This window comes from Rhodococcus sp. ABRD24 (genome assembly GCF_004328705.1).
GTDB lineage: Bacteria > Actinomycetota > Actinomycetes > Mycobacteriales > Mycobacteriaceae > Prescottella.
In genome coordinates this window covers 3,112,577-3,136,870 of sequence record NZ_CP035319.1, presented here as the reverse complement: position 1 = coordinate 3,136,870, position 24,294 = coordinate 3,112,577, and the positions used below count along the sequence as shown (strand labels likewise).

Below are 24,294 nucleotides of genomic sequence, written 5' to 3'. Positions count from 1 at the left end.
GATCGCCGCTAGTCTCAGTTCCACTCAGTATCAACGGGAGGACGGCGATGCCACACGAAGCCCCGGGTACGGTACCGGGTTTGACCCGACGCCGGTTCCTCGGAGCCGCGACGATCGGCGTGAGCGCCGCGGCAGCGGGGGTACGTCCCGCCGCGGCGCGCACGAAACCGGCGCCGGGCCTGCCTGGTCCCGGGACGATCACCGTCACCGACCCGGCGCTACTGAGCGCCACCGAGGCCGCGAGCCTGCTGCAATCCGGCGACATGCATCCGCGAGAGCTGTTGGACGCGTGTCTGACCCGCAGCGCCGAACACGACGGCGACATCGGCGCGTGGGTGCGGATCTATCCGGAGATGGCATACGCCGCGGCGGACGCGGCGGCACAACGGCTATCCGCGCGCGGACGCAACAACACCGGTGCCGCGCCGCCTCTCGTGTGCGGGCTGCCCATCGCGCTCAAGGACCTCTTCGCGGTCGCCGGTCTGCCGCTGACGGCGTCGAGCCGGGTCCTCGAGGGCAATATCGCCGCGGGCGACTCGACGGTGTGGCGGCGGCTACGAGACGCCGGGATGGTGTTACTCGGCCACGCGCACACCGACGAGTTCGCGATCGGCGTCGCCACCGAGCAGGTGGGTAACCCGTGGAACACCGAGTTCTCCCCCGGTGGGTCGTCCGGCGGCAGCGCCGCGGTCCTCGCGGCGCGGTTCGCGCCATGCGCGGCCGGCACCGACACCGGCGGCTCGCTGCGCCTACCCGCGAGTGCGTGCGGCATCTCCGCGATCAAGCCGACATTCGGCCGATGCAGCACCCGCGGCGTCATTCCCCTGACGTGGACACGTGACCACGTCGGCCCGATGGGCCGCAGCGTCGCCGACGCGGCCCTGCTGCTCTCCCACATGGCTGGCGAGGATCCTGACGACCCCACCACTTCCGTCGGCCCACCAGTTCCCGCCGACGGTTACCGAATTGCGGCCCTGGGCGGGCCGGCACCGTTGTCCGGCAAGCGTTTCGGTGTGCACCGGAGCGCCGTGAACGAGCTGCCGGCCGCACTCGGCGCCCTCTTCGAGCAGTTCCTCGATCTCGTCCGGCGTCTGGGCGGCGCCCTCGTCGACATCTCGATGCCGATCTTTCCACCGGACCTGCTCGCAGGCGACCAGGTCGAGATGGGCAGCTATCACCGCCAGTTCACCGATCGATTGGACGCATACCGGCCGGAGAACGCCATCTCTGTGACTGCCGCTGTGGCTTCGCTGGCCATACCGGCGATCGACTACCTGACGGCGGAACGCAATCGCCTGCGATTCCAGCACGACTACAACCGCATGTTCGCCGACAACGACCTCGACGCGGTGCTCGTGCCCGGATCGAAGGTGGACGGTTCCAGACGCGTCGAGATTGCCGGAATCTCCGTCTTCGCCGGGATCACCGGGGCCGTGGGATGGGCCAACATCAGTGGTGCTCCGGTGGTGAGTACGCCCGCGGGCCGCTCGGCGGCGACCGGGCTTCCGTTCGGCGTCCAAATCGGTGGGCGCCCCTGGGACGAGGCCACACTTGTCGAGATTGCGCTGGAACTGCAACGGGCCCGGCCTGATTGGCAGGAGGCGCCACCGATTGCGCCGGCATCGCGTGTCATCCCCGAATCCCATGTCAGCGCTCCCGGCCCGGGACCGGACCCCACGAACACCGGCAACGTGGGATTCGGCCACCGATTCGTTCCCACCCTGTCGACCGCGGCGATCTGACGCGGATCAGACACCGAGCCCGGCCTCGCGCGCTCGGACGATGGCCGCGGATCGATCCGGCAGTCCGAGTTTGGACAGCACGTTGGACACATGGTTTCGCACCGTCTTGGGGCTGAGCACCAGGCGACGGGAAATGCTCGCATTGTCGCAGCCGCGGGCGACCAGGTCGAGAATCTCGCATTCCCGCTCGGTCAGCTCAGGGAACGCCGTTACCCGGTGTGGTGGGGCCGAGACGGCCGTCATTGCCTTTGCGGCGACGGCAGCGCTGACGATGAGTTCACCATTCGCGACCGCCCGGATTCCTCGTTCCACCTCGTCGGGGCCGGCGCCCTTGACCAGATAACCACCGGCACCGGCGCGGATCGAGGCGATCAACGATTCCTCATCCTCATGCATGGTTACCATGAGGATGCGCAGCCCCGGGAACCGCGAGCGCAACACACGGGTGACTTCCACCCCCGAGCCGTCGCCCAGCTCGAGATCCATCAGCACCACGTGCACGCCGCCATCGACGACCTCGAGCGCCTCTGCCGCAGAGCTGGCCTGGGCGACCACCTCGATGTCGTCCAGCGTGGACAGCAACGCGACCATGCCCAGCCGGAACACCGGATGATCGTCGACGACGGCGACGGCGATGGCACTCATGACGTCGTCAACGGTAGCCGGGCGGTGACGACCGTGCCGGTTGGACAAGCAGATTCGATCGTGACCGTTCCGCCCAGTTCACCGGCACGCTCACACATCGACCGGGTACCGACGCCGGCCGGCCCGGACGCATCGAAACCACGTCCCCGATCTCGGACGACCAGGGTGAGGATCGGCAGACCGGTACCGTCCGCGACACACGACGCTTCGATCCGGCACCCGGGCGCGCCGCTGTGTCGGCGCGCGTTGGTGACGGCCTCGACCGCGATGCCGTATGCCGCCGCACCGGTCCGGGCATCCAGCTTCGGCGGGACGTCGGCGTCCACCTCCAGCTCGAATCCGCTGCGGGCGTGACCGGCAGCGAGATCGTCGAGCGCCGCGACGAGGCCGAGTTCGTCCAGGACCGGCGGAAACAGGCTCCGCGAGAGCAGGCGCACGCCGTCGACCTGGTGGTCGAGTTGCTCCTGGAGCGCATCGAGCAACGCTGTCGCAGCGACGGGATCGTCGGTGAGGAGATTGCGGACCCCCTCGAGCCCCAGCCGGATGCCGGCGAGGGACGGCCCCAGACCGTCGTGCAGTTCCCGGCGAATCACCCGACGTTCCTCGGCACGAGCGGAGGCGAGGCGGTGGCGTGCCGCCTCCAGTTCCTCGGAGGACCGCAGCACCACCAATCCGGCAGTGACAACAGAAGCGAGTTCCACCAGAGACTTCCGCGATCGGACGCCGAGGGTTTCGCCCGGCGGCGCAGTTACCGCGATGCGGCCTACCAACGCCTCCCGATATGTCAAGTCCACCGACTCGGCCACGCCGGACGGGGTTCCCCACTGCGCGATCACCCCGTCGTCGTCACCGCGCACCGTCACCGATTCCAGCCGCAGCCCCAGCCCCACTCCGGCCGCAAGCCCGTCGAGCAGCGCCGTCGGAGACTCCGCGCTGCCGAAGTGCCGGCCCAGTTCCAGCACAGCCCGCGTCGGATCGGAGCCGTCGCCGTACACCAGTCGATGCACTTTGTGTTGCAACCAGATCCGCGACGGCTGCACAGCCACCGCGACCACCGCTGCCGCAACCACCTGCGCCCCCGCCGAGGTACCCGTCGGCAGCAATCGCCCCAGAACTGTGGCCACCACGACGTACAGCACGATCAGGAGGGCGGTGAGACTGCCCATCACCACCGCACGGCTCACCGCGAGGTCCAGACCCCACATCCTTTGTCGCAGTATCGAAACGAAGATCGCACCGAGGAAGAACGGCTGAACGACGAGGTGCATCACGGGGGTGAACATCCACAGGCCCGGCCACGTCGGCGGCAGCATCAGCGGCACGAACGACAGCGCCATCAGTACTGTTCCGAGTGCCAGCCACCCCAATCCGACGCGTTCGTCGACGGGGCCCCGCCGCCACCGCCGGGCCACGTCTGCGGCGGCCGCGAACCCGACGGTCACGACAGGAGCAATCAGCGGGACGGGCGCAACCCCGGCGAACGTGCGGGCCCAGAAGAACCAGGCCGTCACCGCCACACCGGCGACCAGTCCAACGCGGGCAGCGGCGTCCAGCCGGTGATCACGAACGAGCCAGGGAATGATGAGGAAGAGCGCCAGAGTGCCCGGAATCCACGCCGTGTTCTGCAGTGGCGACAGCATTGCCGCCCCCGGCAGCCCGGGCTGCACCGCCGCCCACTGCGAGTAGCTGTAGCCCAATGCGGCGAGCCCGATCCCGACTGCCGCCGCCCCGAGGATGATCGGGACCGGGTGAACGCGTCGAGCCAGTACGACGCCGGCGACGGTGCCGTACACCGCGGAACCGACCACATCGACGAGAAAGAAGAGCTGATTCGAATCGATCGTCGGATCGGCGGCGAGGAAGGCCACGATGGCGAGGACGACCACCGTCCAGCAGGTCAGGGCGACCGTAGCGGCGGCGACTGGCGCGCCGCCCCCCGACTTCGGCTCGGTCATGTCCCCTCCCTGCATATCCTTCCGTCGAGCAGTATGGACCCGCTAGGCGCGCGCCCGATCCCCGAATGCGAAACCCACCGCCACCACCAGAATCCACACCGGGCCGGTGAAGCCGGCCATGTACTGCAGCGGCGAAATACCGAACAGCGCGGTGACGGCGCCGAGGACGAGAGACGTCCAGCCGATCCAGCGCGGCCCCGCCCCGTGCCGCAGCAGCGCCGACGCCACTGCCAGCGCGCTGACTCCCACGCCTGCCCACAGCCAGGGAATGGTACCCATCCAGTGCGCACCGACCACTGCGTATTCGGGCACCAACTGGTCCACCTCACCAAGGCCGAACACCAACTCGGTGGTGAACCCGGTCCCGAGCAGGCAAGCCACACTGGTGAGGACCATCCCGCCGGCGGTGACGGCCGGCAACAACGTGCCCTCGGGCAAGCGCTCGGACAGGCGACGGGCCGCGCCCGCGGCAAAGACGAGCAGCAACAGCGCAGCGATCGTCATCGCGACATGCATGACGACCATCGCGGCTCGCTGGTCGGCGAGCCGATTCATGATCGCGACCGGATCTCCGGCGGCCCCCTCGTAGTACACCGCATCGATCGCAAGGCTGGCCTGAATACCGACCACGCTGGCCAGGCCGGCCGCCATGCCGCAGTAGGCCCACAGACGCGGTCGCCGCTGCGGTACGGCAGCCCGGTTGGCCGATTGGTCCGGGGACAGATCAAGTGAGCTCACGGTTTCTCCTCAGGCCGCGGCTGTGCTCGCCCCGTCCGGGACACGTCAGCCGGAACGCGTCCATCGCGTTCCGGCTCAGATTCCGACGCCCGCCGTCCCGAACACCAGGGACCAGCGTCCCGACCGTTCGGGACTACTGCCGGCCAGACGTCGCCTAGCCGTCAATCTTGCGCGCGCCGAGAACCTCCGAGAGTAATTCCAGCGCAACATCTTCCGGATCGCGTCGGCTAGCCGGATCGACCGGCTCGGCCGCCTGCGCCATCATCTCCTCTTCGTCCTCAGGTGTCGCCGGAGGCGGAGCTGCGTCGTAGTCGACCGGCGGCGGGCCCGGATCGTCCGGATAGTCCGGCGCCTCAGGCGGCGGAATATCGTCGAGTTCGACGGGGCCGCTCGGCGTCGACGGACGAGGCGCCGCGGCAGCCCTCTCCTGACTCGGCCGGGAGAAACGGGGCCCGGTCGCGGGCTTCGCCGGCGCCTTGGCGGACTGAACTGGGCCAGCCTGCGCCGCCGGAGCAGTACCGTGCTCGCAGGTGACCTCCCAGTCCCCGCCGAACACCTCCGTCAACGCCGCCCGGATCACATCCGTGTTCCGCGGCTCGACCAACCGCTTCGCGAGCGGGGCCGAATCGTGGCCGAGCACCAACCGGGCGCCGACGACGTCGCGGACCGTGGCACCGGACAACATCACCTCGACCGTGCGGCTACGCTCGCGCACCTTCACCCGAACCTCGGACCACACCGTCCGCACCGCAGCCGCATCGGGACGCGATGAAGCATCCCGATGAGCGGGTTCAGGTTCTGGATCTGGCACCAGCTCGGGCTCGGGTTCGGGCACCACGGGCACAGGCTCCCGCTCGGGCGCCGCATACGCGGCGGCTGCGGGCTCCGGAACACTCGGGGCCTCGTCGACCGCTGGAGGCGCCACCGCCGGAACAACCGACGCCGACGAGTCGGGCTGACGCTGCGGATCAGGCTGACGCTGCGGCTCAGGCTGACGCTGCGGCTCAGGTTCACGTGCCCGATCCGGCGTCGCAACCTCGGGCTCGCGGCGCTGCGACGGGCGCTGGTACACCGAGGCCGCCGGATCGAGGGGCGCCGGGGCGGGAGTGGGCGCAGGCGCGGACGCTGACGCCGGCAGCGTCGCACCCGGCGTGACCATTCCCTGCTCGATGCGCTCCAACCGTTGCAGCACAGCAGATTCCGCTTCGGACGCAGACGGCAACAGCATCCGCGCGCACATCACCTCGAGCAGGAGCCGCGGCGCGGTGGCACCGCGCATGTCACCCAGACCATCGTGCACCAGCTGGGCATAGCGGGCCAGGGTCGCCGGTCCGATGCGTTCGGCCTCCTCGCGCATCCGGTCGAGTACGTCGCCGGGGGCGTCGACCAGACCGCGCTCCGCGGCGTCGGGCACCGCGCGCATGAGAATGAGGTCGCGCAGCCGCTCGAGCAGATCGACGGCGAACCGGCGCGGGTCGTGTCCGGCGTCCATCACCTTGTCGACGGTGCCGAACAGGGCGGCGCCGTCGTTCGCGGCGAGCGCGTCCACGGCCTCGTCGATGAGCGCGATATCGGTGACGCCGAGCAGCGCGAGCGCGCGCGGATAGGTGACGCCGTCGTCACCAGCACCGGCGAGCAGCTGATCGAGCACGCTCAGCGAGTCGCGCGGTGATCCGCCACCGGCCCGGATGACCAGCGGGTACACCGCGTCGTCAACCCTCACATGTTCCTGGGCACAGATTTTCTCGAGCAACCCGCGCATGGTGGACGGCGCGAGCAACCGGAACGGGTAGTGATGCGTGCGGGACCGGATGGTGGGCAGCACCTTCTCCGGCTCGGTGGTCGCGAAGATGAAGATGAGGTGCTCCGGCGGCTCCTCGACGATCTTGAGCAGCGCGTTGAAGCCCGCGGTGGTGACCATGTGGGCCTCGTCGACGATGAACACCCGGTACCGCGACTCGGCGGGCGCGTAGAACGCGCGATCGCGCAGCTCACGGGTGTCCTCGACACCGCCGTGACTGGCCGCATCGAGCTCGATGACATCGAGGTTGCCGGGGCCACCGGGGCCGAGCGCGACGCACGACGAGCATTCCCCGCAGGGCTGCGAGGTGGGCCCTTGCACACAGTTGAGCGAGCGCGCCAGGATGCGCGCCGACGACGTCTTGCCACAGCCACGCGGGCCCGAGAACAGGTAGGCGTGATTGATGCGTCCGGCGTCGAGTGCGGTGCTCAGGGGCTCGGTGACGTGCTCCTGACCCACCACCTCCGCGAACGAAGCTGGTCGATACTTCCGGTACAGGGCCACGGCGAAAGACTACCGGCGAGCCATGACAGCCCGCCGCAGGACCGCGCCGGGGCTGGAACCGGCAAGAGCATGATCACAATGATCTTGATGCGCTGTGGCCTGAAACGCGAGGAGCTGGTCCCCGATCTACGAAGAGCTCGAACAGGCCGTCGCCGACCACATCGCCGAAATCAGCCACACCGCGCCCGCAGGCGGCGGCCAGAGGTCGTGCGCCGCATCCTGGATCACGACCCCGACGGGCCGCTCGCCGAAGCTGCGTCGTCCAAGCAACGCCTTGGCCGCGCCACCGAGGCGCTGCACGACGGCGACACGAACCCCGCAGAGCTGTCATGACGAGGTGGTTGGCTCAGAGCCATGACCGAGTGGCGACGCGTCAACTTCGCAATTGCAGGTTCTTCCCCGGAGGAGTGGACCGCGCACCTGAAGTGGAGCGCGCGAGTCCTCCGCCACGCCGGTGTGGAGGTCCCCGACACGGAGCTATCGGCGGAGATCGACCACGAGGATCGAGAGCAGCAGACACGGCGGCCGATCGGGCGACGGGTGCCACCGGATTTTCGAAGGCACCCGCATCAACAGGAACCCGCCCTGTACGAACCTGATCTGTCGATCCCCTTCAAGACCAGGAAGGGTGTCGACCTCCGACTCGGACGCATCCGAGTGTTCGCGACGGGAGTCTCCTTCCAGCTGATCGCCCGCATACCTGACCCCCATCCCGACCAAGGCGTCATCATCGGCGCTGAAGCAATGAACCTCGGCTTCCGGATCAAACCAGGCCAGCCCCACCGAATTCGCCTGATCGTCACCGTCGATCCCCGACGCGGACCGTATGGGTTCTACGGCGGCACTGTCCTCGCGAACTCGTCGAGCCCCTGTGACTTTCCCGAAGACCCCGGCGCCCCCTGGCTGGCCGGTGGCAACGATCGCTGCGTACGGGTCGGGGATGGAGAACTCGAGTTCGCCGCCACCTACTTCCTCAGCCCCGTACCGACCAGGGGCAAGCTCGTCTTCACGATCGCCTATCCGGAGTTCGACATCGATGTGACCGATCTGATCCTCGATGCAGCTCAGTTCACTCAGAAGCCGCCCGGCTGAGCGGACCGGACGTCCTCGAACTGGAGAAACCCTTCTTCGACGAGTGATTACGAGTGGCGACCCCACGGTATCGACTCGACAACATACAGCTCCGCGGAGTTGGCGGTGCATCGCTGGCAATAGTCCTCGTAGTGGACATCGTCCGTGACGCAACAGCCCAGTTCAACCGACTAGTGCCGCAGCGAGCTAACGATATCGACCGATTCCGGGACCTCCGGATGGTTGCCGGTCAGCACCCCCCAGGTGCTGCCCACGACGCCAGAACTGGCCTGGCGATCGGAGCCCTGCCGGTCGGCCAGCTAGCGGCGGAGGTCATGGCCGGCAGCGTGGAGGATTTGCTGCACGACGGCCAGCCGCCTCCACATCCTGGGCTGTTCGCCCTTACACCCGAGCGGCCGCCCTGACGAGTGCGACCACCGGCGTGAGTCGATCAATTCTTCTGAATCGACTGGAGTAAAGCATATTTCACGCAACATAGGCGCAATCACCTACCGCACCACGATGCCCTGCACGCGAGTTCCAGCCCCACGAAATGCTGTCCTGCAGGTCGCAGCGAGGTGCATGCACCCGAGAATGTTCGACGGCAGGCGGTACGGTGGCGAACGTACCCAGTCGATGACTACTCGTGTTAAGGAAACCAGAGCCAAGATGGCAACCAGGGAACGAAAGACAAGCCCCGCCAAGGGTGTTTCCAAGGATGCGTCCAATGGTTCGCCGCCCGCATCGACACGCGGAACCGAGCCGACGATCGGGCTCGCGGTTCGCCGTGCCCGAGAAGCCTCGGGGATCTCCATTCGCGAGATGTCTCGGCGCCTAGGCGTGTCGGCATCCTTCCTTTCCCAGTTCGAACTAGGGCAGTGCCAAGCTTCGGTCAGCACTCTTTTCGAGCTGGCAACCGAGCTGAACCTGTCCTTGGACGAACTCCTCGGGACTCGCTCGCGAGAAGAGGCACGCACGCCCGCAGAGACTCCGGAAGCGGCCTCAGGTTCGAGTGAGTTCCTTTCATTCCGTACCGGAATTCGTTGGACGAGATTGGCCGGCATCCCGGCAAATCACCATGTCCAGTTTCTGCTGACCGAATACGACCCCGGCGCCGACTCCGCACCGGAAGGATCTGCGCAAACCCATCGGGGGGACGACTACGGGTACATCCTCGAAGGCACACTCACCATCGAGATCGACGGCGTCGAGCGAACCCTGTCGAAGGGCGAATCCATCCAGCTATCGGGACGGGCTCCGCACCGCCTGCGCAATCGATCGAAGCGCATGGTGAAGGCCATCTGGTTCGTAGTCGAATAGCACATTCCGCGACCTCATGAGGCAAATGCCCCGACGTTCGGATGTCGGTCCGGACGCCGGGGCACTGCAGTGAAGGCATGGATCAGCCTTCGAATGCGCATCGCGGGTGATCGATACGCACGTTCACAGGTTTCGGACGACTCCGATCAGTCGGCAATGAACCAGATCGCCTTCACCAGATCCGCCGACTCGTTCCTCAATCGATGCGGAACAGCGCCAGCAAGATGAATCGACTCACCGCTTCCCAGCACGTGCCGAGCTCCGTTCACCTCGATCGTCAACCGGCCCTCCAGCACGTAGCCGTAGTCGTCCCCCCGATGCGTCTGAGGAGACCCCTCCGGCGCCGAGTCGGCTCCCGGTTCGTACTCGGTCAGCAGAAACTGAAGATGGTGATCGAGTGGGACATCGGCCAAGTTCTTCCAGCGGACCCCTGATTGGAACGCGAGGTACTTCTCGACCGGCAAGCGTAGGTCGTCGGGTCGACCGGCTTCGTCGGACACGCCTGACCTGCCGGTTCTGCCGAGCAGGTCGTCCAGGGACAGATCCAATTCGGTTGCGATGGCAAACAGCGTGCTCACCGCAGCTTGGCTCTGCCCCAACTCGAACTGAGAGAGAAAAGACGGCGATACCCCCAATCGTCGGGCCAACTCGCGGACCGGGATGCCTTGTCTCTTCCGCTCCGCCCGCACCCGCTGCCCGATAGTCGCGTGCGATGTCAAAGCGATTCCTCGCCGGTACCCTCGCCCGACGAACATTCGCGTCCGATCCGGTCCCTGAGCACGAACTTCTGAATCTTCCCACTGGCATTACGGGGAAGCACGTCGATCGCAATCATCCGTTCCGGGGCCTTCTGCACGGCGAAACCACGGCCGACGAGAAACCTTCTGATCTCCGCCACCGAAGGGGGATCCTCTCGAGCCACAACGAATGCGCATGCCCGCTCCCCCAGCTCCTCGTCCGGATAGGCGACGATTGCGACGTCCTCGATACGAGGGTGTTCCTGCAGCGCGAATTCGATCTCCGAGGCACTGTACTTCTCCCCACCACGGTTGATGATGTCCTTGATCCGACCCGTTACTCGGATTTCACCGTTCGAGTCGACCTCCGCGAGGTCACCGGTGCGGAAGTATCCGTCCTCAGTGAAGGCCTCTTCGTTCAGACGGGCGTCGAGGTATCCGACGAACAACTCGGGTCCACGGACGAGGAGCTCACCGCTGGAATCGACGCGAACCTCATTGTGTCCAATCGGACGACCGTCACCCCTGGACCGGTCGACGAGCGAAATCCGGGGATCAGCCATCACGACGGTCGGCAGCTCGGTCGAACCGTAGGTGCGGAGGACGTCTGTACCCATTGTCCCGTGAGCGGCGCGGACGAGCTCGGGCGGTATGTCCGCACCGCCGCACACGAAGCGAGTGAGACTCGAGCGAGTCACCGACCTCTTCGAGTAGACCTCGTTCAGGCCACGCAGGAAAGGGGTGGCGCTCACGGTGAATGTGCAACGTTCCCGCTCGATCAGGTTCACCGCAGACTCCGGTGCCCACCGTTCCATCAAGACGGTCGCACATCCGATGTCGGCTGGCAGGATCACCCCATACGCGAGACCCGTGATGTGCGACAGCGGTGACGGCATGAAGACCGAGTCCGTCGACGTCAGTTCGCAGTGCCGGCGAATCGTTGCGGTCTCCGCGAGCAAGGTCCGATGAGTGTGCAGGACACCCTTGGGCGACGAGGTCGTACCGGACGTATAGAGAACGGCGGCGACTTCGTCTGCGCCCGCACTGACGGTAGCGAATCCTGTTTCCCGCCAATCTTTTTTGATCATCTCCTGAAACGATGTCGCCCCGACAGTGACGTCCTCGCCAGCTCCGCGGACCTCGACGAGGAGGGTCCCCGGGTCCGATTGCACGATCTCGCCGATCATCCGGGCATGGCGGCATCCGCGATATTCTCGAGGCACCACCACCGCCGCCGGTCGGCTCTGCCCGATGATGAAGGTCAACTCCCTTTCCCGGTACAGCGGCACCACCGGAAGCACCGCGCACCCCGCAATCCACGTCCCCCAGATCGTCACCAGGTGCTCCCACCAGTTCGGAAGCTGAACCATGACGACGTCGCCACGGCGGACGCCGCGTCGATGGAGCGAGGACGCAAAATTCGACGCCGCGTTCAGCAATTCGGAGTAGGTCAGGCGTACATCGCCTTCGACGACGGCGGTCTCGTCAGGTGCACGCCGTACTGAACGACACAGGGCGGCAACGAGGGTGGAGGCGGGGCCCTCATACCCGTGCGGGCGGGTGGCGGTCAGCATGCGAGAACCCTTTCGGCCGCGGCGACGATGTCCGCCGGACCCGCCTCCCATTCACGCTCGAGGACAGGCGAATAGGGCGCGGGAGCATAGTCTGCACCGACGCGCACGATCGGCGCATCCAGCGACCAGAATCCGGAATCCACTGCTATGGCGGCGATCTCGGAACCAATACCGAAGTCCCTGACCGCTTCCTGAGCGATTACCATACGGTTCGTTCGACCGAAAGACTCGAGAATGGTATCCCGATCGAGAGGCGCAACCGTACGAAGGTCGATCACCTCTGCCTCGATACCCCGCCGCGCCAGTTCCTCTGCCGCAGCCAGTGCGTGAGTCGCCATTCTCGACCACGAGACGATCGTGAGATCACGTCCCCGGCGAGTGATGGCAGCCTTGCCGAGAGGCACCCGGAAGTGCTCACCCGGAAGTGCCGCCTTCTTCTCGTACAAGAGCCTGTGCTCGATGAACACGACCGGGTTGTCGTCTTCGATCGATGCACGCAACAACCCGTACGCATCCGCCCCGGAGCTCGGCATCACGACCGTGAGACCAGGAATATGGGCAAGCAGCGCCTCCAGACTCTGCGAGTGCTGACTGCCGGACGACCGTCCGGAGCCGAACTGGGTGCGCACGACGAGCGGGAGCGTGACCGCGCCACCCGTCATCAGTCGGAGTTTGGCCGCCTGGTTCATCAGCTGATCGAGACACACTCCGAGGAAGTCGAGGTACATCAGTTCGACCACCGGCCGCCGGCCGGCCATCGCCGATCCTACGGCCAGTCCCATGATCGCGGCTTCCGAGATCGGAGTGTCCAGCACTCGGCGCGGGTGCTTCTGCGCCAGCTCACGGGTGATTCCGAAGACGTTCCCCCCAGCGACGTCGATTCCGGCGAGGAAGACGTCCGGGTCGGCAGCCAACGCATCGTCCAATGCTTGGCGGAGGATCCTCGACTGCGACACCACCTGCCCCGATTCGTCTGGACGAACGGTCGGATCCACATGGTTGCGCGGCGCATAGACGAAGTCCCGCGCAGACGCCGGGTCCGGAAACGCCGACTCCCGCCCGTATTTCTCGGCATCCTCGACTTCAGCGAGCACTCGCTGCTCGACGGCAGCGATCGTGTTCTCTTCGATGCCCCGTTCAGCGAGACGGGTTCGAGCAACGGTCAACGGGTCGGCTTCAGCGATCTCGCGAGTCATGCGCTCCTTGTCACGATAGCGCTGAGGATCTCCCTCGTAGTGCCCGTGCACACGCACCGTCACGACCTCGACCAGCACCGGCCCCTCACCCGCCCGAACTCTGTCGTAGACCGGTGCGATTCCGTCGGCCACGGCCTCGACGTCATTGCCCGGCAAAGTCACTACGTCCAGTCCGTAACCGGCTGCTCGCGCCGCAATCGGCACGGGGTGCTGATCCGCGGTGGCCGAGAACTCCGAGAAACCGTTGTTCTCGCACAGGAAGATGACGGGCAGCTTCCACAGGGCAGCAAGGTTCACCGCTTCGTGAAATGCACCGGTCGCGATGGCACCGTCGCCGAAGAACGCCACGACCAGATCGTCACCACCACGGTCCGCGAGCGCGTACGCCGCACCGACCGCGATCGGCAGTCCGGCTCCCACTATGCCGTTTGCTCCGAAGATTCCGAGGCGTGGGTCCGCAACGTGCATCGACCCACCACGCCCGAGATTCGAACCGGTCTCCTTGCCCATCAGTTCGGCCATCATCCGGCGAGGTTCGAGGCCCTTGGCGAGGACGTGGCCGTGTCCACGATGAGTGGAGGTGATGACATCGGTGACTCGGGAGTGGAACAGCGCTCCGACAGCGCATGCCTCCTGCCCGATGGACGTGTGGACGAAACCCGGTATCGAGTCACCCTTGTAGAGGACCGATACCCGCTCCTCCATCCTCCGGATCAACACCATCTTCTCGTACGCACGCAACGCGTCTTCGTTGTCCATGAAACCTCCGGATCGCTCCAATTATGTTGAGCACGTTTCTATTACGAGTTATCGGTGTCGATCGGGAATATACCGACCGAAGACCAAAAGCGTCCAGTAGCACTGGACACTATTCGCAGTCGCGCCGAAAAGACAGTGTCCAGTAACACTTGACAGCGACTGTGGCGTAGCTCACGATTGCACTGTCCGGGCGATCACCGCTCACCGAGTTCCGGATCTGGGATCGGATGCGCCACGACGGTGGTTCTACGCGTCCACCTGCCCGCCCCTACTCATCGAGGAGACCACGTATGCGTCGAGAAGATGTCGAGTTCACCAGCGAGGGCACCACGGTCCGTGGCTGGCTCTACCGCCCCGACACCGAAGAGGACGTTCCCGCTGTCGTACTCGCCGGCGGTTGGTGCTACGTACGTGAACTCGTCATGCCCTACTATGCCGAGGCATTCGCGTCCGCCGGCATTGCCGCTCTCGTGTTCGACTACCGCAACCTCGGTGTTTCCGACGGCGAACCGCGGCAACACCTGGATCCGAAGGCTCAGATCCTCGACTACCGGAACGCACTCAGCTTCCTGGAGGAGGCTTCGGGGATTGATTCAAACCGACTGGGAGCCTGGGGTATTTCCTACTCGGGCGGTCACGTGATGGTCCTCGCCGCCACAGATCCCAGGGTACGTGCGATCGTCTCGCAAATCCCCGTCGTGGACGGCTACCGGAACATGCGGCGCATACACGGCACCATGGGATACCGACGGTTGTGGGATGCCATCCTCGAGGATCGCCGACTGCGTTACGCCGACCCCTCCCAGCGCCTGTACATCGCGCACGCCAGCGAGGACCCGGAGAACGAACTCTCGTCGTGGCCCTTCCCCGAGACCAAGCGAACCTTCGCTGCACTCCAGGCCACCGAAGCACCTCTGTACCAGAATAGTTCGACGATGGAGTCGGTCGACCTGTTACTCGACTACGACGTCAACTTCTTCGCTCCGCGCATACTCGACACGCCCTCGATGATGATCGTCGCCGAGGGCGACGACCTCACGTTGTGGGATCTCGAGATCGAGACCTTCAACAGGATCCCGACCACGAAGAAAGAACTGGTCGTACTTCCCCACACCTCCCACATGACCCTCTACAGCGACAAGTCCAAGCTGGCGGTGGCCGCCGAGCATGCTGCCCGCTGGTTCACCGAGCATCTTCTCGCAAAGTAGTTCTCTCCCAAACCAACCCATCGACGCAAGGAAGTGAACATGCCTTCGATCGAGTCGAAGATCGTAGACGTCGCCCGCAATGCACCGTTCGCCCATCCGCTCACCCGCCGCTCCTTCCTCGCGGTCGTCGGAGCTGCCGGCATCACCCTCGGCGTAACAGCCTGCGGCGGTGGCGGAAACGGAAGCTCGGGCGCCGCCACCAATGCCGCGGCCGGTGGCGGAGCTGGCGCCGGCAGAATCCAGGAAAAGACACTCTGCCAGGTCACCACCCTGTCCAACGACTATTTCGTCGCGTTCTCCAACGGTGGCAAGCAGGCGATGGATGCTCTGGGCGTCCCGATGTCATCGGTGGAAGACCAGGGCAATGTCAACACCGCGCTGGGCCAGGTCGGCAATGTCCGCGCGGGTGGTGGCAAGTCGATCTTCGGCACCCCCGCAACCGAGGCGCAGGCCGCCGCGGTGACCAAAGCGTGTCAGTCGGCGGGGATCCTGTACGCGAGTTCCTACACGGCGCCACCCTGGTTCACACCGGCCGACGCGGACAAGTGGGTTCGGTTCATCACCCCTCCCTCGACCAAGATTGCCGAGGCCACCGCGCGGGCGCTGTTCGACAAGGTCGGCGGGAGCGGCACGGTCATTCACGTTCCCGGGCAGAAGGGGTCATCGGCCGACGATCAGCGGACTGCAGGGCTGAACGCCGCACTCGGGAACTACCCGGGGATCAAGATCGTCACCGCGTCACCCGGCAACTGGACGTCCGAGGATGCCCGCAAGTCCTTCACCAATATCCTGCCGTCCGTACCGGACTTCGTCGGAGTCTTCGCGCAGAACGACAGCGAGGCGGCCGGTGTGATCGCAGCACTGGACGCGCAGAAGATCACCGGGAAGATCGTGGTCGGTTTCGACGGCAACAAACAGAACGTCGAGTACATTGCCCAGGGCAAGCAGTACCTGACGAGCTCGACGGTCGGAGGGCTGACGGCCGGATTGCTCGGCGTCACGCTCTTCGACGTCCTCAACGGCGTCGAATTCTCGCTGCCGGAACGATTCCTGTCCCAGGGCGCGCTGCTGGTCAATCCCGACAACGCCGCCAACGTCCTCGAGACGGTCTACGCGGACCAACTCCCGTTCGACTGGGCGAGGATGAGCAAGGCACTGAATCCGAACGACTGGGATCCGCAGACCGTTCTCGACCCGATCGATCCCCGGGAGTACTACGCGGGCGTGCCGCAGGACCAGTACAAGCTCAACTCCGCGTGGGATTCTGTCGACATCGCCGGTGTCCGAGCACAGTACGGATCCGCCTTCCGTTCCGGACCACTGTTCCAATACAAAGATCAGCTGGTCGCGTAATCATGTCGGCGCCAGCAACGATCCGACTGGACGGAGTCTCGAAGAGCTACGGTCCCGTCCGAGCATTGCGCGATGTGTCGCTCGAGATCTCGGCGGGCGAAGTACTCGGCCTCATCGGCGAGAACGGGGCCGGGAAGTCCACCCTCATCGGCGTGCTCACCGGGACCGTCACCCCCGATGCCGGCAGCATGCACGTCAGAGGTGATCAGGTTCCGCTCGGCGATGCGCGGGCTCTGCGCGAACTCGGTGTTTCCGTCGTCGTCCAGGAGCAATCGCTCGTCGATGCACTCCGCGTCTACGAGAACATCTACCTGGGAAGGGAATCCGAGATCGGGGGTCTCGGTCCCGGCCGACGCCGTCGGCTCCTCCGGGCAGCCGAACGGCTACTGGCGGAGCTGGAGATCACCGATCTCCCGGCCGACATGGTCGTCGCCGAACTGACGTACCCGCAGCGGCAGTTGGTCGAGATCGCGCGGGCATTCTCGCGAATCTCCACAGACACCCTCGCTCCGACGATCCTGCTCGACGAACCGACCAGCGCGCTGACCGAGACCGAGGTCGAGATTCTCTTCAGTCTCATCGAACGTTGGCGCGACCGGGTCGCGTTCATCTTCGTCTCCCACATCCTGCAAGACGTGCTGAGGATCAGCACCAGGCTACTTGTGCTACGTGACGGCCGATCCGTCGAGAGCTTGCCGAATGTCGGCGTCACCACCGACAGGCTGCACGAGTTGATGGTCGGGAGCGAACGCAGCGCCGACTACTACCGCGAGGGAGACCAGACGGGAGCGCACTCGCTGACCCCACTCGTCGAACTGTGCAGCGCCGGAGTGGACGGCGAGTTCCACGACGTCGATCTCGTCATCCGGCCGGGTGAAGTGGTCGGGCTCGCCGGAGTGATCGGTTCGGGCAAGGCGTCACTCGCCGCGGCCGTGGCCGGCGCAGAAAGGTTGTCCCACGGGGAGATAGTGGTGGACGCGAAGCCCCGACGATCATGGTCCGTACCCCGAGCGGTTCGAGCGGGTGTCCTCTACATCCCACCCGAACGGGCACAGGACTCGCTGTTCGCCGCGGCCTCGATCCGCGAGAACATCTCGATCGGATTCCTCGACCTTCTGCGGCACAGGTGGATCCGGCTCATCAATCTTCGAGACGAGCAACGGCAGACGTCGAAACTGGCACGCCGCCTCCAGGTGAAGGCTCCGTCCATCGCAACTCCGATCGGCGAGTTGAGCGGCGGCAACCAGCAGAAGACGATCTTTGCGCGCTGGCAGGGTCGCGCCTGCCAGGTACTGGTGCTCAGCGACCCCACCCGTGGGATCGACGTCGGTACCAGAGAGGAGATCTACACGCTCGTACGCGACATGGCCGCAACCGGAATCGGCGTGCTGTTGTGCGCCGAATCCCTCGAAGAAGTCATCGGCATGTCGGATCGGATCGTGGTGATGAAGGACGGCGTCGTCACCGCCGAATTGGAGGCTCCGGCGGATGCGAAACCCGCCGAGGTCGACGTCATCAAGCACATGATGTGAGGAAATCCAGTGTCCAATACAACCACCACAAACTCACCGCAAGACACATCCGCGCCAACCACTGTCGACGGGCGCACTCTCGCCGGTCGGCTCGGGCAACACCGGAACATCCTCGTCCCGGCCGTCGCCGTGCTCGTCCTGGTGGTCTACTTCCAGACCAGAACCGACGCCTTCATCACCACGAATTCATTGCAAAATGTCCTCAACCAGATGGCGTTCCTCACTGTCTTGGCACTCGCTGGCACGTTCGTCATCCTGATCGGCGGAATCGATCTATCCGTCGCGGCGAACGCAACGCTGGCCGGCATCCTCATCGCGACGTGGATCGACAAGTTCGGTGGCCCCTTGGCGATCGCCATGGTGATCGTGGCGGGCGCCGTCGTCGGGTTGGTGAACGGGCTGATCACGACCCTGCTCAGGGTGCCGTCATTTCTGGTCACTCTCGGCATGATGTCGATTCTCGACGGCATCTCGAACACCATCTCGAAGGGTGGTCCGGTCTCGTACAACTCTTCGCTGCTGCAGATCCTGGTGAACGACTCGTGGATTCCACACGTCCCCAACGGCGCGCTGATTGCCATCCTCCTCACGCTGGGCGCAACCGTGATGGCCTTCGGTACCTCGTTCGGCCGTCACATGTACGCAGTGGGCGGGAACGAACGGGCAGCGGGCTTGTGCGGCGTCCGCGTCCAGCGCACCAAGTTGGCGGTCTTCGCAGTGGCGGGCGCCGCCGCTGCCATCGCCGGGATCATCTTCACCGGGCAGGCCAGCACCGGTGTTCCCGGCGGAGCCGGTCCCAGTCTTCTCAACTCGATCGCCGCGGTTGTTGTCGGAGGAACCGCGCTTTCGGGCGGCGTCGGCGGGCCGCATCGGACGCTACTGGGCGCGCTCGTCATCGTGCTGCTCAGTGCCGGCATGGATCTCACTGCAGTCGATCCCTACACCCAATTGGTCATCAAGGGGGTAGTCGTCATCGGCGCAGTGGCACTCACCATCGACCGCCGTCGTTACGGAGTGATCAAATGAGGACAACTTCGTCGCCGGCCGGCCGTGTCGCCGGGAAGGTCGCTTTCGTCACCGGAGCAGCACGGGGCCAGGGCCGCGCCCACGCCGTCCGACTCGCGGAGGAAGGCGCCGACATCATTGCGCTCGACATCTGTGCAGACATCGACGGAGTGCCTTATCCGCTCGGCACCCCGGAGGAACTCGAGGAGACTGCTGCGCTCGTGGAGGCCACGGGCCGCACGATCGTCACCCGAACCGCAGATGTGCGCGACTACCTCTCCGTCGAAGAGACCGTCAGTGCCGGCCTGGACGCATTCGGCCGGATCGACATCGTATGCGCGAACGTTGGAATCAACATTCCCGGCGCAGCTCACGAGCTGTCCGAGAAGCAGTGGCACACCGTCATCGACATCGACCTCACTGGGACCTGGCGCACGGTCAAGGCAGCAGTTCCCCACATGATCACTGCCGGCGCCGGCGGATCGATCATCATGACCAGCTCCGCCGCCGGCCTCCGCGGCTACGGCAATATCGCGCACTACACCGCCGCCAAGCACGGAGTGAACGGCCTGATGAAGACTCTCGCCCAAGAGTTGGCGCCGCACCGTATCCGCGTCAACACAGTCAATCCGACCCAGGTCGACACACCGATGATCATGAACGATCCGATGTATCGACTGTTCTGCCCGGGAAGCGATTCGCCGACCCGGGAGGAGTTCGCTCCGGTGTCCCAGGCAATGAACGCGCTGCCTGTTCCGTGGGTGGAACCGGTCGACGTCAGCAACGCGGTGCTGTTCCTCGCATCGGATGAATCCCGCTACATCACCGGAGTTGCGCTGCCGGTGGATGCAGGCGTTCTCGTCAAGTAACGCATACGCTCACAATCACGAGGAGAGTAATCATGGCAGGTCGTGTCCAAGGAAAAGTTGCCTTCATCACCGGTGCCGCGCGCGGTCAGGGGCGAAATCATGCGCTGCGCCTGGCACAGGAGGGCGCAGACATCATCGCCGTCGACTCGATCGAAGGCAACGACACCGTCCCCTACCCATTGGCCAGCCAGGCCGACATCGACGAGACCGTGCGCCTCGTCGAGGCTGCAGGAGGGCGAATCGTCTTCTCCCACGCGGATGTACGTGATTTCGAAACGATCGACAGGGCTCTGACGGACGGCGTCGACCGTTTCGGGCGCCTCGACATCGTCATTGCCAACGCCGGCATCCTGTCCTTCGGCAACGTCCACGAGATCGACGAACACAAGTGGGCCGAGATGATCGACGTCAATCTGAGCGGGGTGTGGCGGACCACCAAGGCCGCCATCCCCCATTTGATCGAGCAGGGCACCGGAGGCTCGATCGTGCTCACCGCATCAGTCGCCGGCTTGCGTGCTTACACCGGGGTTGGGCACTACGTCGCGGCCAAGCACGGTGTGGTCGGCCTGATGAAGACCCTCGCGCAGGAACTCGCGCCCCACCGAGTTCGGGTCAACACCGTCAACCCCACCCAGGTCGACACCGAGATGGTCCAGAACGCCGCGATGTACAAGCAATTCGCGCCCGGCGTCGACAATCCGACCCGGGAGGACTTCGCAAAGGCATCCGGCGACATGATCCTCTACCCGATCCCGTGGGTCGAGTCGGACGACGTGACCAACGCCGTCCTGTTCCTCGCCAGCGACGAATCTCGCTACATCACCGGGGTATCACTGCCCGTCGACGGCGGCGTCCTCGTCATGTAGTTCCTCGACTCGAACTGTCTGGGGGCGTGGGATCTCGCAGCACAGCCGATCCCACGCCCCGGCGGCGATGCCGCCGTACACGACCGTGAACGACGTTACGCTTGTACGACACCAGCACCTCCGGAGGGAAGAGGTCCACCGTGGCACAGTTTCCAGCTATCACCCACGTCGCGGTCACGGTGTCCGACCTGGCCGCAAGCATCGAGTGGTATACCCGATTGTTCGGCGCACCACCGGTTCTCGACGAAGACGAGGAATCGGGCGCATTCCACCATGCCGTATTCGCGCTGGGCGGCGGGACGATGTTCGGCCTGCACACCCATACCGATTCGGCACCGGGCAACGCCTTCGACGAACGTCGCGTCGGGCTGGACCACCTCGCTTTCGCGTGCACTGCCGAGGAACTGTCACTGTGGGTCGAACGGCTCGACAGTCTCGGCATCGCGCATGAGGGCATCAAGACTGCCGCCTACGGATCGGGACTGTCCTTCCGCGACCCGGACAACATCGCGCTCGAGTTCTTCGCGCCGCCGAGCTGATGCGGGCGCCTACTTCTCCTTCGCCGCCTTCGCCGCAGCCTTTGCAGCCTGTTTGAACTCGCGCACCTCGAGGAGCGTCTGCCGGTCGACGACATCGGCGATGGACCGCCTGGCACCGTCGTCGCCGTAGGCGCCGGCGGCCTCGCGCCAGCCCTTCGGCTCGACGCCGATCTGCTTGCCGAGCAGCGCGAGGAAGATCCGCGCCTTCTGGTCGCCGTACCCGGGCAGCGCCTTGAGCCGCTTCAGCACTTCCTTGCCGTCCGGGTCGCCCGATGTCCAGATCGCAGCGGCGTCGCCGTCGTAGTGCTCGACGATGTACCGGCACAGCGACTGGGTGCGCTCCCCCATCGACTTGGGGAACCGGTGCACCGCCGGCGCCTGCGCACACACTGCGATGAAGTCGTCCGGATTCATCTCTGCGATCTTGTGCACGTCCAAGCCGCCGAGGCGGTCGTCGAGCTTCTTCGGTCCGGCGAACGCCGTCTCCATCGGCACCTGCTGATCCAGCAGCATTCCGATCAGCAGCGCGAGCGGATCCGACGCCAGCAGGGCGTCCGCGTCCGGGTCACCGACGAGGTTCAGCGTGAGAGACATGCTCCGATCCTGCCACCCGACCGCGCACTCTGTGGAAGTCCTTTCGGAACCACTCATGTGGGTGGTGGTCGAATGCCTGCCCGACGGCGCAGGGCTGACGCAGCCTATAGCCTGATCGTCATGGGGGCGGGGAAGATCCAGACAGCAATGCGGTGTGTGCCCTTCGCGATCCTCCTCGCCACTGTCGTCGCGCTTGTCTACTTCAGTTGGGAGCCGCCTGCCGCACCGAAGCCTCACGAAGTTGCCGAGCGCCACGGGTTACCGAGTTGTGGCGATGCGGCGCCTCGCCCCGGGTCCGAGCCACTGGAGTCGCTCACCCCGGCGGTGATCGACTGCCTGTCGCAGGGTCGACAGCGTGACGGCGGCGAGTTCGCGCTCACCCTCTACACGACCGAGGGCGACCCCATCGTCTACTATCTGCGAGCTGCGGCCGGTGCGAGTGAAGTCGAGGTGCTGGTCGACTCATCGCAGGACCAGTTCGGAGGCGGCCCCGGCTGGCGCAGGATCACCTGCTCGATTGCCGACCTCTCGCCTGACCTACTCCGAAACTGCATGGCCGGCTACTGAATGCGCAGGTCCTTGCGCAGGATCTTGCCCGCGGCGGACTTCGGAACGGTGTCGATGAACTGCACCTGACGTACCTTCTTGTGCGGTGAGACGCGCTCCGCGACGAACGCTATTACCTCTTCCTCGGTGAGTTCGGTGTCCGGCTGGCGCACGACGAACGCCTTGGGCACCTCCTCACCCTCGTTGTCGAGCACCCCGATCACCGCCGCGTCGGCGATCTGCGGGTGGGTCAGCAGCAGCGCCTCGAGCTCGGCCGGCGGCACCTGGTAACCCTTGTATTTGATCAACTCCTTGAGCCGGTCGACGATGGTGACGTTGCCGGCTGCGTCGACGGTGGCGATGTCGCCGGTGTGCAGGAACCCGTCTGCGTCGAGGGCGTCCGCGGTGGCCTGTGGGTTGTCGAGGTAGCCGACCATGACGTTGGGACCCTTGCACCACAGCTCACCCGGCTCGGACACGCCCTCGCCGGTGGGGTACTCGACCTCTTCGCCAGTGGTCGGGTCGACGAGTTTGCACTCCATACCGGCAAGCGTCGGGCCCACCGAGTCGAGCGGAATGTCGTCGCCGTCGAACGGGATAGCGTGGCTCACGGGGCTCATCTCGGACATGCCGTAACCTTGGCGGACCTTCCAGCCGAGTCGTGCGGTAACGGCGTCGCTGAGCGCTCTGTCGAGCGGCGCCGCGCCGGAGAACACGGTGTGCACGCTGGAGAGATCGAACTGGTCCACGAGTGGGTGCTTGGCCAGGGCCACCGCGACAGGCGGCGCGATGAACACGTAGGTGCACTTCCGCTCGGAGACGATCCGCAAGAACTCCGGCAGGTCGAACTTCGGCATCGTCACCAGTGACGCACGGTTGAACAGGGCAGCGTTGAGGAGCACGGTCATGCCGTAGATATGAAAGAACGGTAGAACGGCGAGGATCCGATCGCCCGGGTCGATCCTGATCGGGGACCTGATCTGGCACACATTGGCCACCAGGTTGGTGTGCGTGAGCATCACGCCCTTGGGACGGCCGGTGGTACCGGAGGAGTACGGCAACACGGCCAGGTGGGTGGCCGGATCGAACGACACCTCGGGAGTGGGGGCGTTCTCGGCGAGCAGGTCACGCAGGGATGGATGTCCGTCGGCGCCGTCGATCACGACGAGGCGGTCCTCGGGGATGCCGACGGCGGCCGCGGCCTCCGCCGCATGCGGCAACAACGCTGAGACTGTGAACAGGAACGTCGCCTTGGAATCTCTGAGCTGCTTGGCTATGTCATCGGCGTTGTAGAGCGCGTTGACGGTGGTAGCCGTGGCCCCCGCTCGCAAGATGCCGTGAAAGACGGCCGCGAAGGCAGGCACGTTCGGCGAGTGCAGACCGACGATGTCACCGACTCCCACACCCCGCGCCGCGAGGGCACCGGCGATCGCGTCGATCTGCCCGACCAGGGTCCGGTAATCGGTGACGGCTCCGGACGCGCCCTCGATCAATGCCGGGCGATCGAGGTCCGCCTCCGCGATCGAACCGAACAGGAAGGCGTAGACACTCAGGGCCGGGATTTCAACGTCGGGGAAAGGACTGCGAAAGCTCATGGATTCTCCTGTCAGCAACTTCTTCGATCCGAACGATGGGGTACTGATCGGCACAGCTAAAGGGGACAAAATTCGTCAACACTCCGGGAATTCGCGTTCCGAAGTCAAGAACGTCCGTCACAAGCACGCAGAACACGGCTCGGAC

General features: G+C 65.4%; 21 protein-coding genes. 12 read left to right on the top strand and 9 right to left on the bottom strand.

All coding sequences use genetic code 11. The annotated features are described in order from the left end of the window. Positions 1 to 47 precede the first annotated feature (47 nt). Positions 48 to 1,742 carry an amidase gene (locus tag ERC79_RS13835; RefSeq protein ID WP_131578988.1) on the top strand — a complete coding sequence of 565 codons (1,695 nt, stop codon included), beginning with the start codon at positions 48 to 50 and terminating at the stop codon, positions 1,740 to 1,742. A 6-nt stretch (positions 1,743 to 1,748) separates the two neighbouring features. Here the strand turns inward: ERC79_RS13835 and ERC79_RS13830 are convergent, their stop codons facing one another. The 4 genes from ERC79_RS13830 to ERC79_RS13815 all read right to left on the bottom strand — a co-directional run bounded on the left by ERC79_RS13830 (position 1,749) and on the right by ERC79_RS13815 (position 7,385). Further along, complete coding sequence (locus ERC79_RS13830) at positions 1,749 to 2,387, bottom strand: response regulator transcription factor (protein WP_131578986.1); 639 nt, start codon at positions 2,385 to 2,387, stop codon at positions 1,749 to 1,751. After that, positions 2,384 to 4,342: a histidine kinase gene (locus tag ERC79_RS13825; protein ID WP_131578985.1), complete on the bottom strand. Its 1,959-nt coding sequence runs from the start codon at positions 4,340 to 4,342 to the stop codon at positions 2,384 to 2,386. Before ERC79_RS13825 ends, ERC79_RS13830 begins: the two co-directional genes overlap by 4 nt. Positions 4,343 to 4,384: 42 nt before the next feature. Continuing rightward, entirely contained in the window at positions 4,385 to 5,065 is a 681-nt protein-coding gene (locus ERC79_RS13820) for a hypothetical protein (RefSeq protein WP_242676889.1), read from the bottom strand. Positions 5,066 to 5,234: 169 nt separating this feature from the next. Next, complete coding sequence (locus ERC79_RS13815; protein WP_131578983.1) at positions 5,235 to 7,385, bottom strand: DNA polymerase III subunits gamma/tau; 2,151 nt, start codon at positions 7,383 to 7,385, stop codon at positions 5,235 to 5,237. A 354-nt stretch (positions 7,386 to 7,739) separates the two neighbouring features. Between ERC79_RS13815 and ERC79_RS13810 the strand changes: the two genes are divergently transcribed. The 3 genes from ERC79_RS13810 (at position 7,740) to ERC79_RS23505 (ending at position 9,776) form a co-directional block, all read left to right on the top strand. Then, the gene (locus ERC79_RS13810) at positions 7,740 to 8,477 is read left to right on the top strand and encodes a hypothetical protein (protein ID WP_131578982.1); all 738 of its coding nucleotides are present in this window, start codon (positions 7,740 to 7,742) and stop codon (positions 8,475 to 8,477) included. Positions 8,478 to 8,530: 53 nt separating this feature from the next. Then, positions 8,531 to 8,881, top strand: coding sequence for a hypothetical protein (locus ERC79_RS13805; RefSeq protein WP_131578980.1), 351 nt, complete (start codon positions 8,531 to 8,533; stop codon positions 8,879 to 8,881). Positions 8,882 to 9,509: 628 nt separating this feature from the next. Continuing rightward, the gene (locus tag ERC79_RS23505; protein ID WP_242676564.1) at positions 9,510 to 9,776 is read left to right on the top strand and encodes a cupin domain-containing protein; all 267 of its coding nucleotides are present in this window, start codon (positions 9,510 to 9,512) and stop codon (positions 9,774 to 9,776) included. A gap of 146 nt (positions 9,777 to 9,922) precedes the next feature. Here the strand turns inward: ERC79_RS23505 and ERC79_RS13795 are convergent, their stop codons facing one another. From ERC79_RS13795 to ERC79_RS13785, 3 genes are all read right to left on the bottom strand, one after another. Continuing rightward, a complete protein-coding gene (locus tag ERC79_RS13795; RefSeq protein ID WP_347563569.1) occupies positions 9,923 to 10,354 on the bottom strand; it encodes a cupin domain-containing protein in 432 nt (143 codons plus the stop codon). Between the two features lie 137 nt (positions 10,355 to 10,491). After that, the gene (locus ERC79_RS13790) at positions 10,492 to 12,087 is read right to left on the bottom strand and encodes an AMP-binding protein (protein WP_165497123.1); all 1,596 of its coding nucleotides are present in this window, start codon (positions 12,085 to 12,087) and stop codon (positions 10,492 to 10,494) included. After that, complete coding sequence (locus tag ERC79_RS13785) at positions 12,081 to 14,042, bottom strand: alpha-ketoacid dehydrogenase subunit alpha/beta (RefSeq protein ID WP_131578974.1); 1,962 nt, start codon at positions 14,040 to 14,042, stop codon at positions 12,081 to 12,083. Before ERC79_RS13785 ends, ERC79_RS13790 begins: the two co-directional genes overlap by 7 nt. 290 nt (positions 14,043 to 14,332) lie before the next feature. Between ERC79_RS13785 and ERC79_RS13780 the strand changes: the two genes are divergently transcribed. The 7 genes from ERC79_RS13780 (at position 14,333) to ERC79_RS13750 (ending at position 21,414) form a co-directional block, all read left to right on the top strand. Next, positions 14,333 to 15,250, top strand: a complete 918-nt coding sequence (locus ERC79_RS13780; RefSeq protein WP_131578973.1) for an alpha/beta fold hydrolase — start codon at positions 14,333 to 14,335, stop codon at positions 15,248 to 15,250. Positions 15,251 to 15,289: 39 nt separating this feature from the next. Continuing rightward, positions 15,290 to 16,603: a sugar ABC transporter substrate-binding protein gene (locus ERC79_RS13775; protein WP_131578972.1), complete on the top strand. Its 1,314-nt coding sequence runs from the start codon at positions 15,290 to 15,292 to the stop codon at positions 16,601 to 16,603. 2 nt (positions 16,604 to 16,605) lie between these two features. Continuing rightward, a complete protein-coding gene (locus tag ERC79_RS13770) occupies positions 16,606 to 18,135 on the top strand; it encodes a sugar ABC transporter ATP-binding protein (protein WP_131578970.1) in 1,530 nt (509 codons plus the stop codon). A 9-nt stretch (positions 18,136 to 18,144) separates the two neighbouring features. Continuing rightward, a complete protein-coding gene (locus ERC79_RS13765; RefSeq protein ID WP_131578969.1) occupies positions 18,145 to 19,161 on the top strand; it encodes an ABC transporter permease in 1,017 nt (338 codons plus the stop codon). Beyond that, a complete protein-coding gene (locus ERC79_RS13760; protein ID WP_131578967.1) occupies positions 19,158 to 20,009 on the top strand; it encodes a mycofactocin-coupled SDR family oxidoreductase in 852 nt (283 codons plus the stop codon). Before ERC79_RS13765 ends, ERC79_RS13760 begins: the two co-directional genes overlap by 4 nt. A 32-nt stretch (positions 20,010 to 20,041) precedes the next feature. Further along, a complete protein-coding gene (locus ERC79_RS13755; protein WP_131578966.1) occupies positions 20,042 to 20,875 on the top strand; it encodes a mycofactocin-coupled SDR family oxidoreductase in 834 nt (277 codons plus the stop codon). 140 nt (positions 20,876 to 21,015) lie between these two features. Continuing rightward, positions 21,016 to 21,414: a VOC family protein gene (locus ERC79_RS13750; RefSeq protein ID WP_131578964.1), complete on the top strand. Its 399-nt coding sequence runs from the start codon at positions 21,016 to 21,018 to the stop codon at positions 21,412 to 21,414. A gap of 9 nt (positions 21,415 to 21,423) precedes the next feature. On the opposite strand, the gene ERC79_RS13745 is transcribed toward ERC79_RS13750, so the two are convergent. After that, positions 21,424 to 22,008 carry an HhH-GPD-type base excision DNA repair protein gene (locus tag ERC79_RS13745; RefSeq protein WP_131578962.1) on the bottom strand — a complete coding sequence of 195 codons (585 nt, stop codon included), beginning with the start codon at positions 22,006 to 22,008 and terminating at the stop codon, positions 21,424 to 21,426. Positions 22,009 to 22,128: 120 nt separating this feature from the next. On the opposite strand from ERC79_RS13745, the gene ERC79_RS13740 reads away from it, so the two are divergent. Further along, a complete protein-coding gene (locus ERC79_RS13740; protein ID WP_131578960.1) occupies positions 22,129 to 22,575 on the top strand; it encodes a hypothetical protein in 447 nt (148 codons plus the stop codon). Here ERC79_RS13740 and ERC79_RS13735 read toward each other — a convergent pair. Next, positions 22,569 to 24,149, bottom strand: coding sequence for an AMP-binding protein (locus tag ERC79_RS13735; protein WP_131578957.1), 1,581 nt, complete (start codon positions 24,147 to 24,149; stop codon positions 22,569 to 22,571). The genes ERC79_RS13740 and ERC79_RS13735 overlap by 7 nt on opposite strands. Positions 24,150 to 24,294 lie beyond the last annotated feature (145 nt).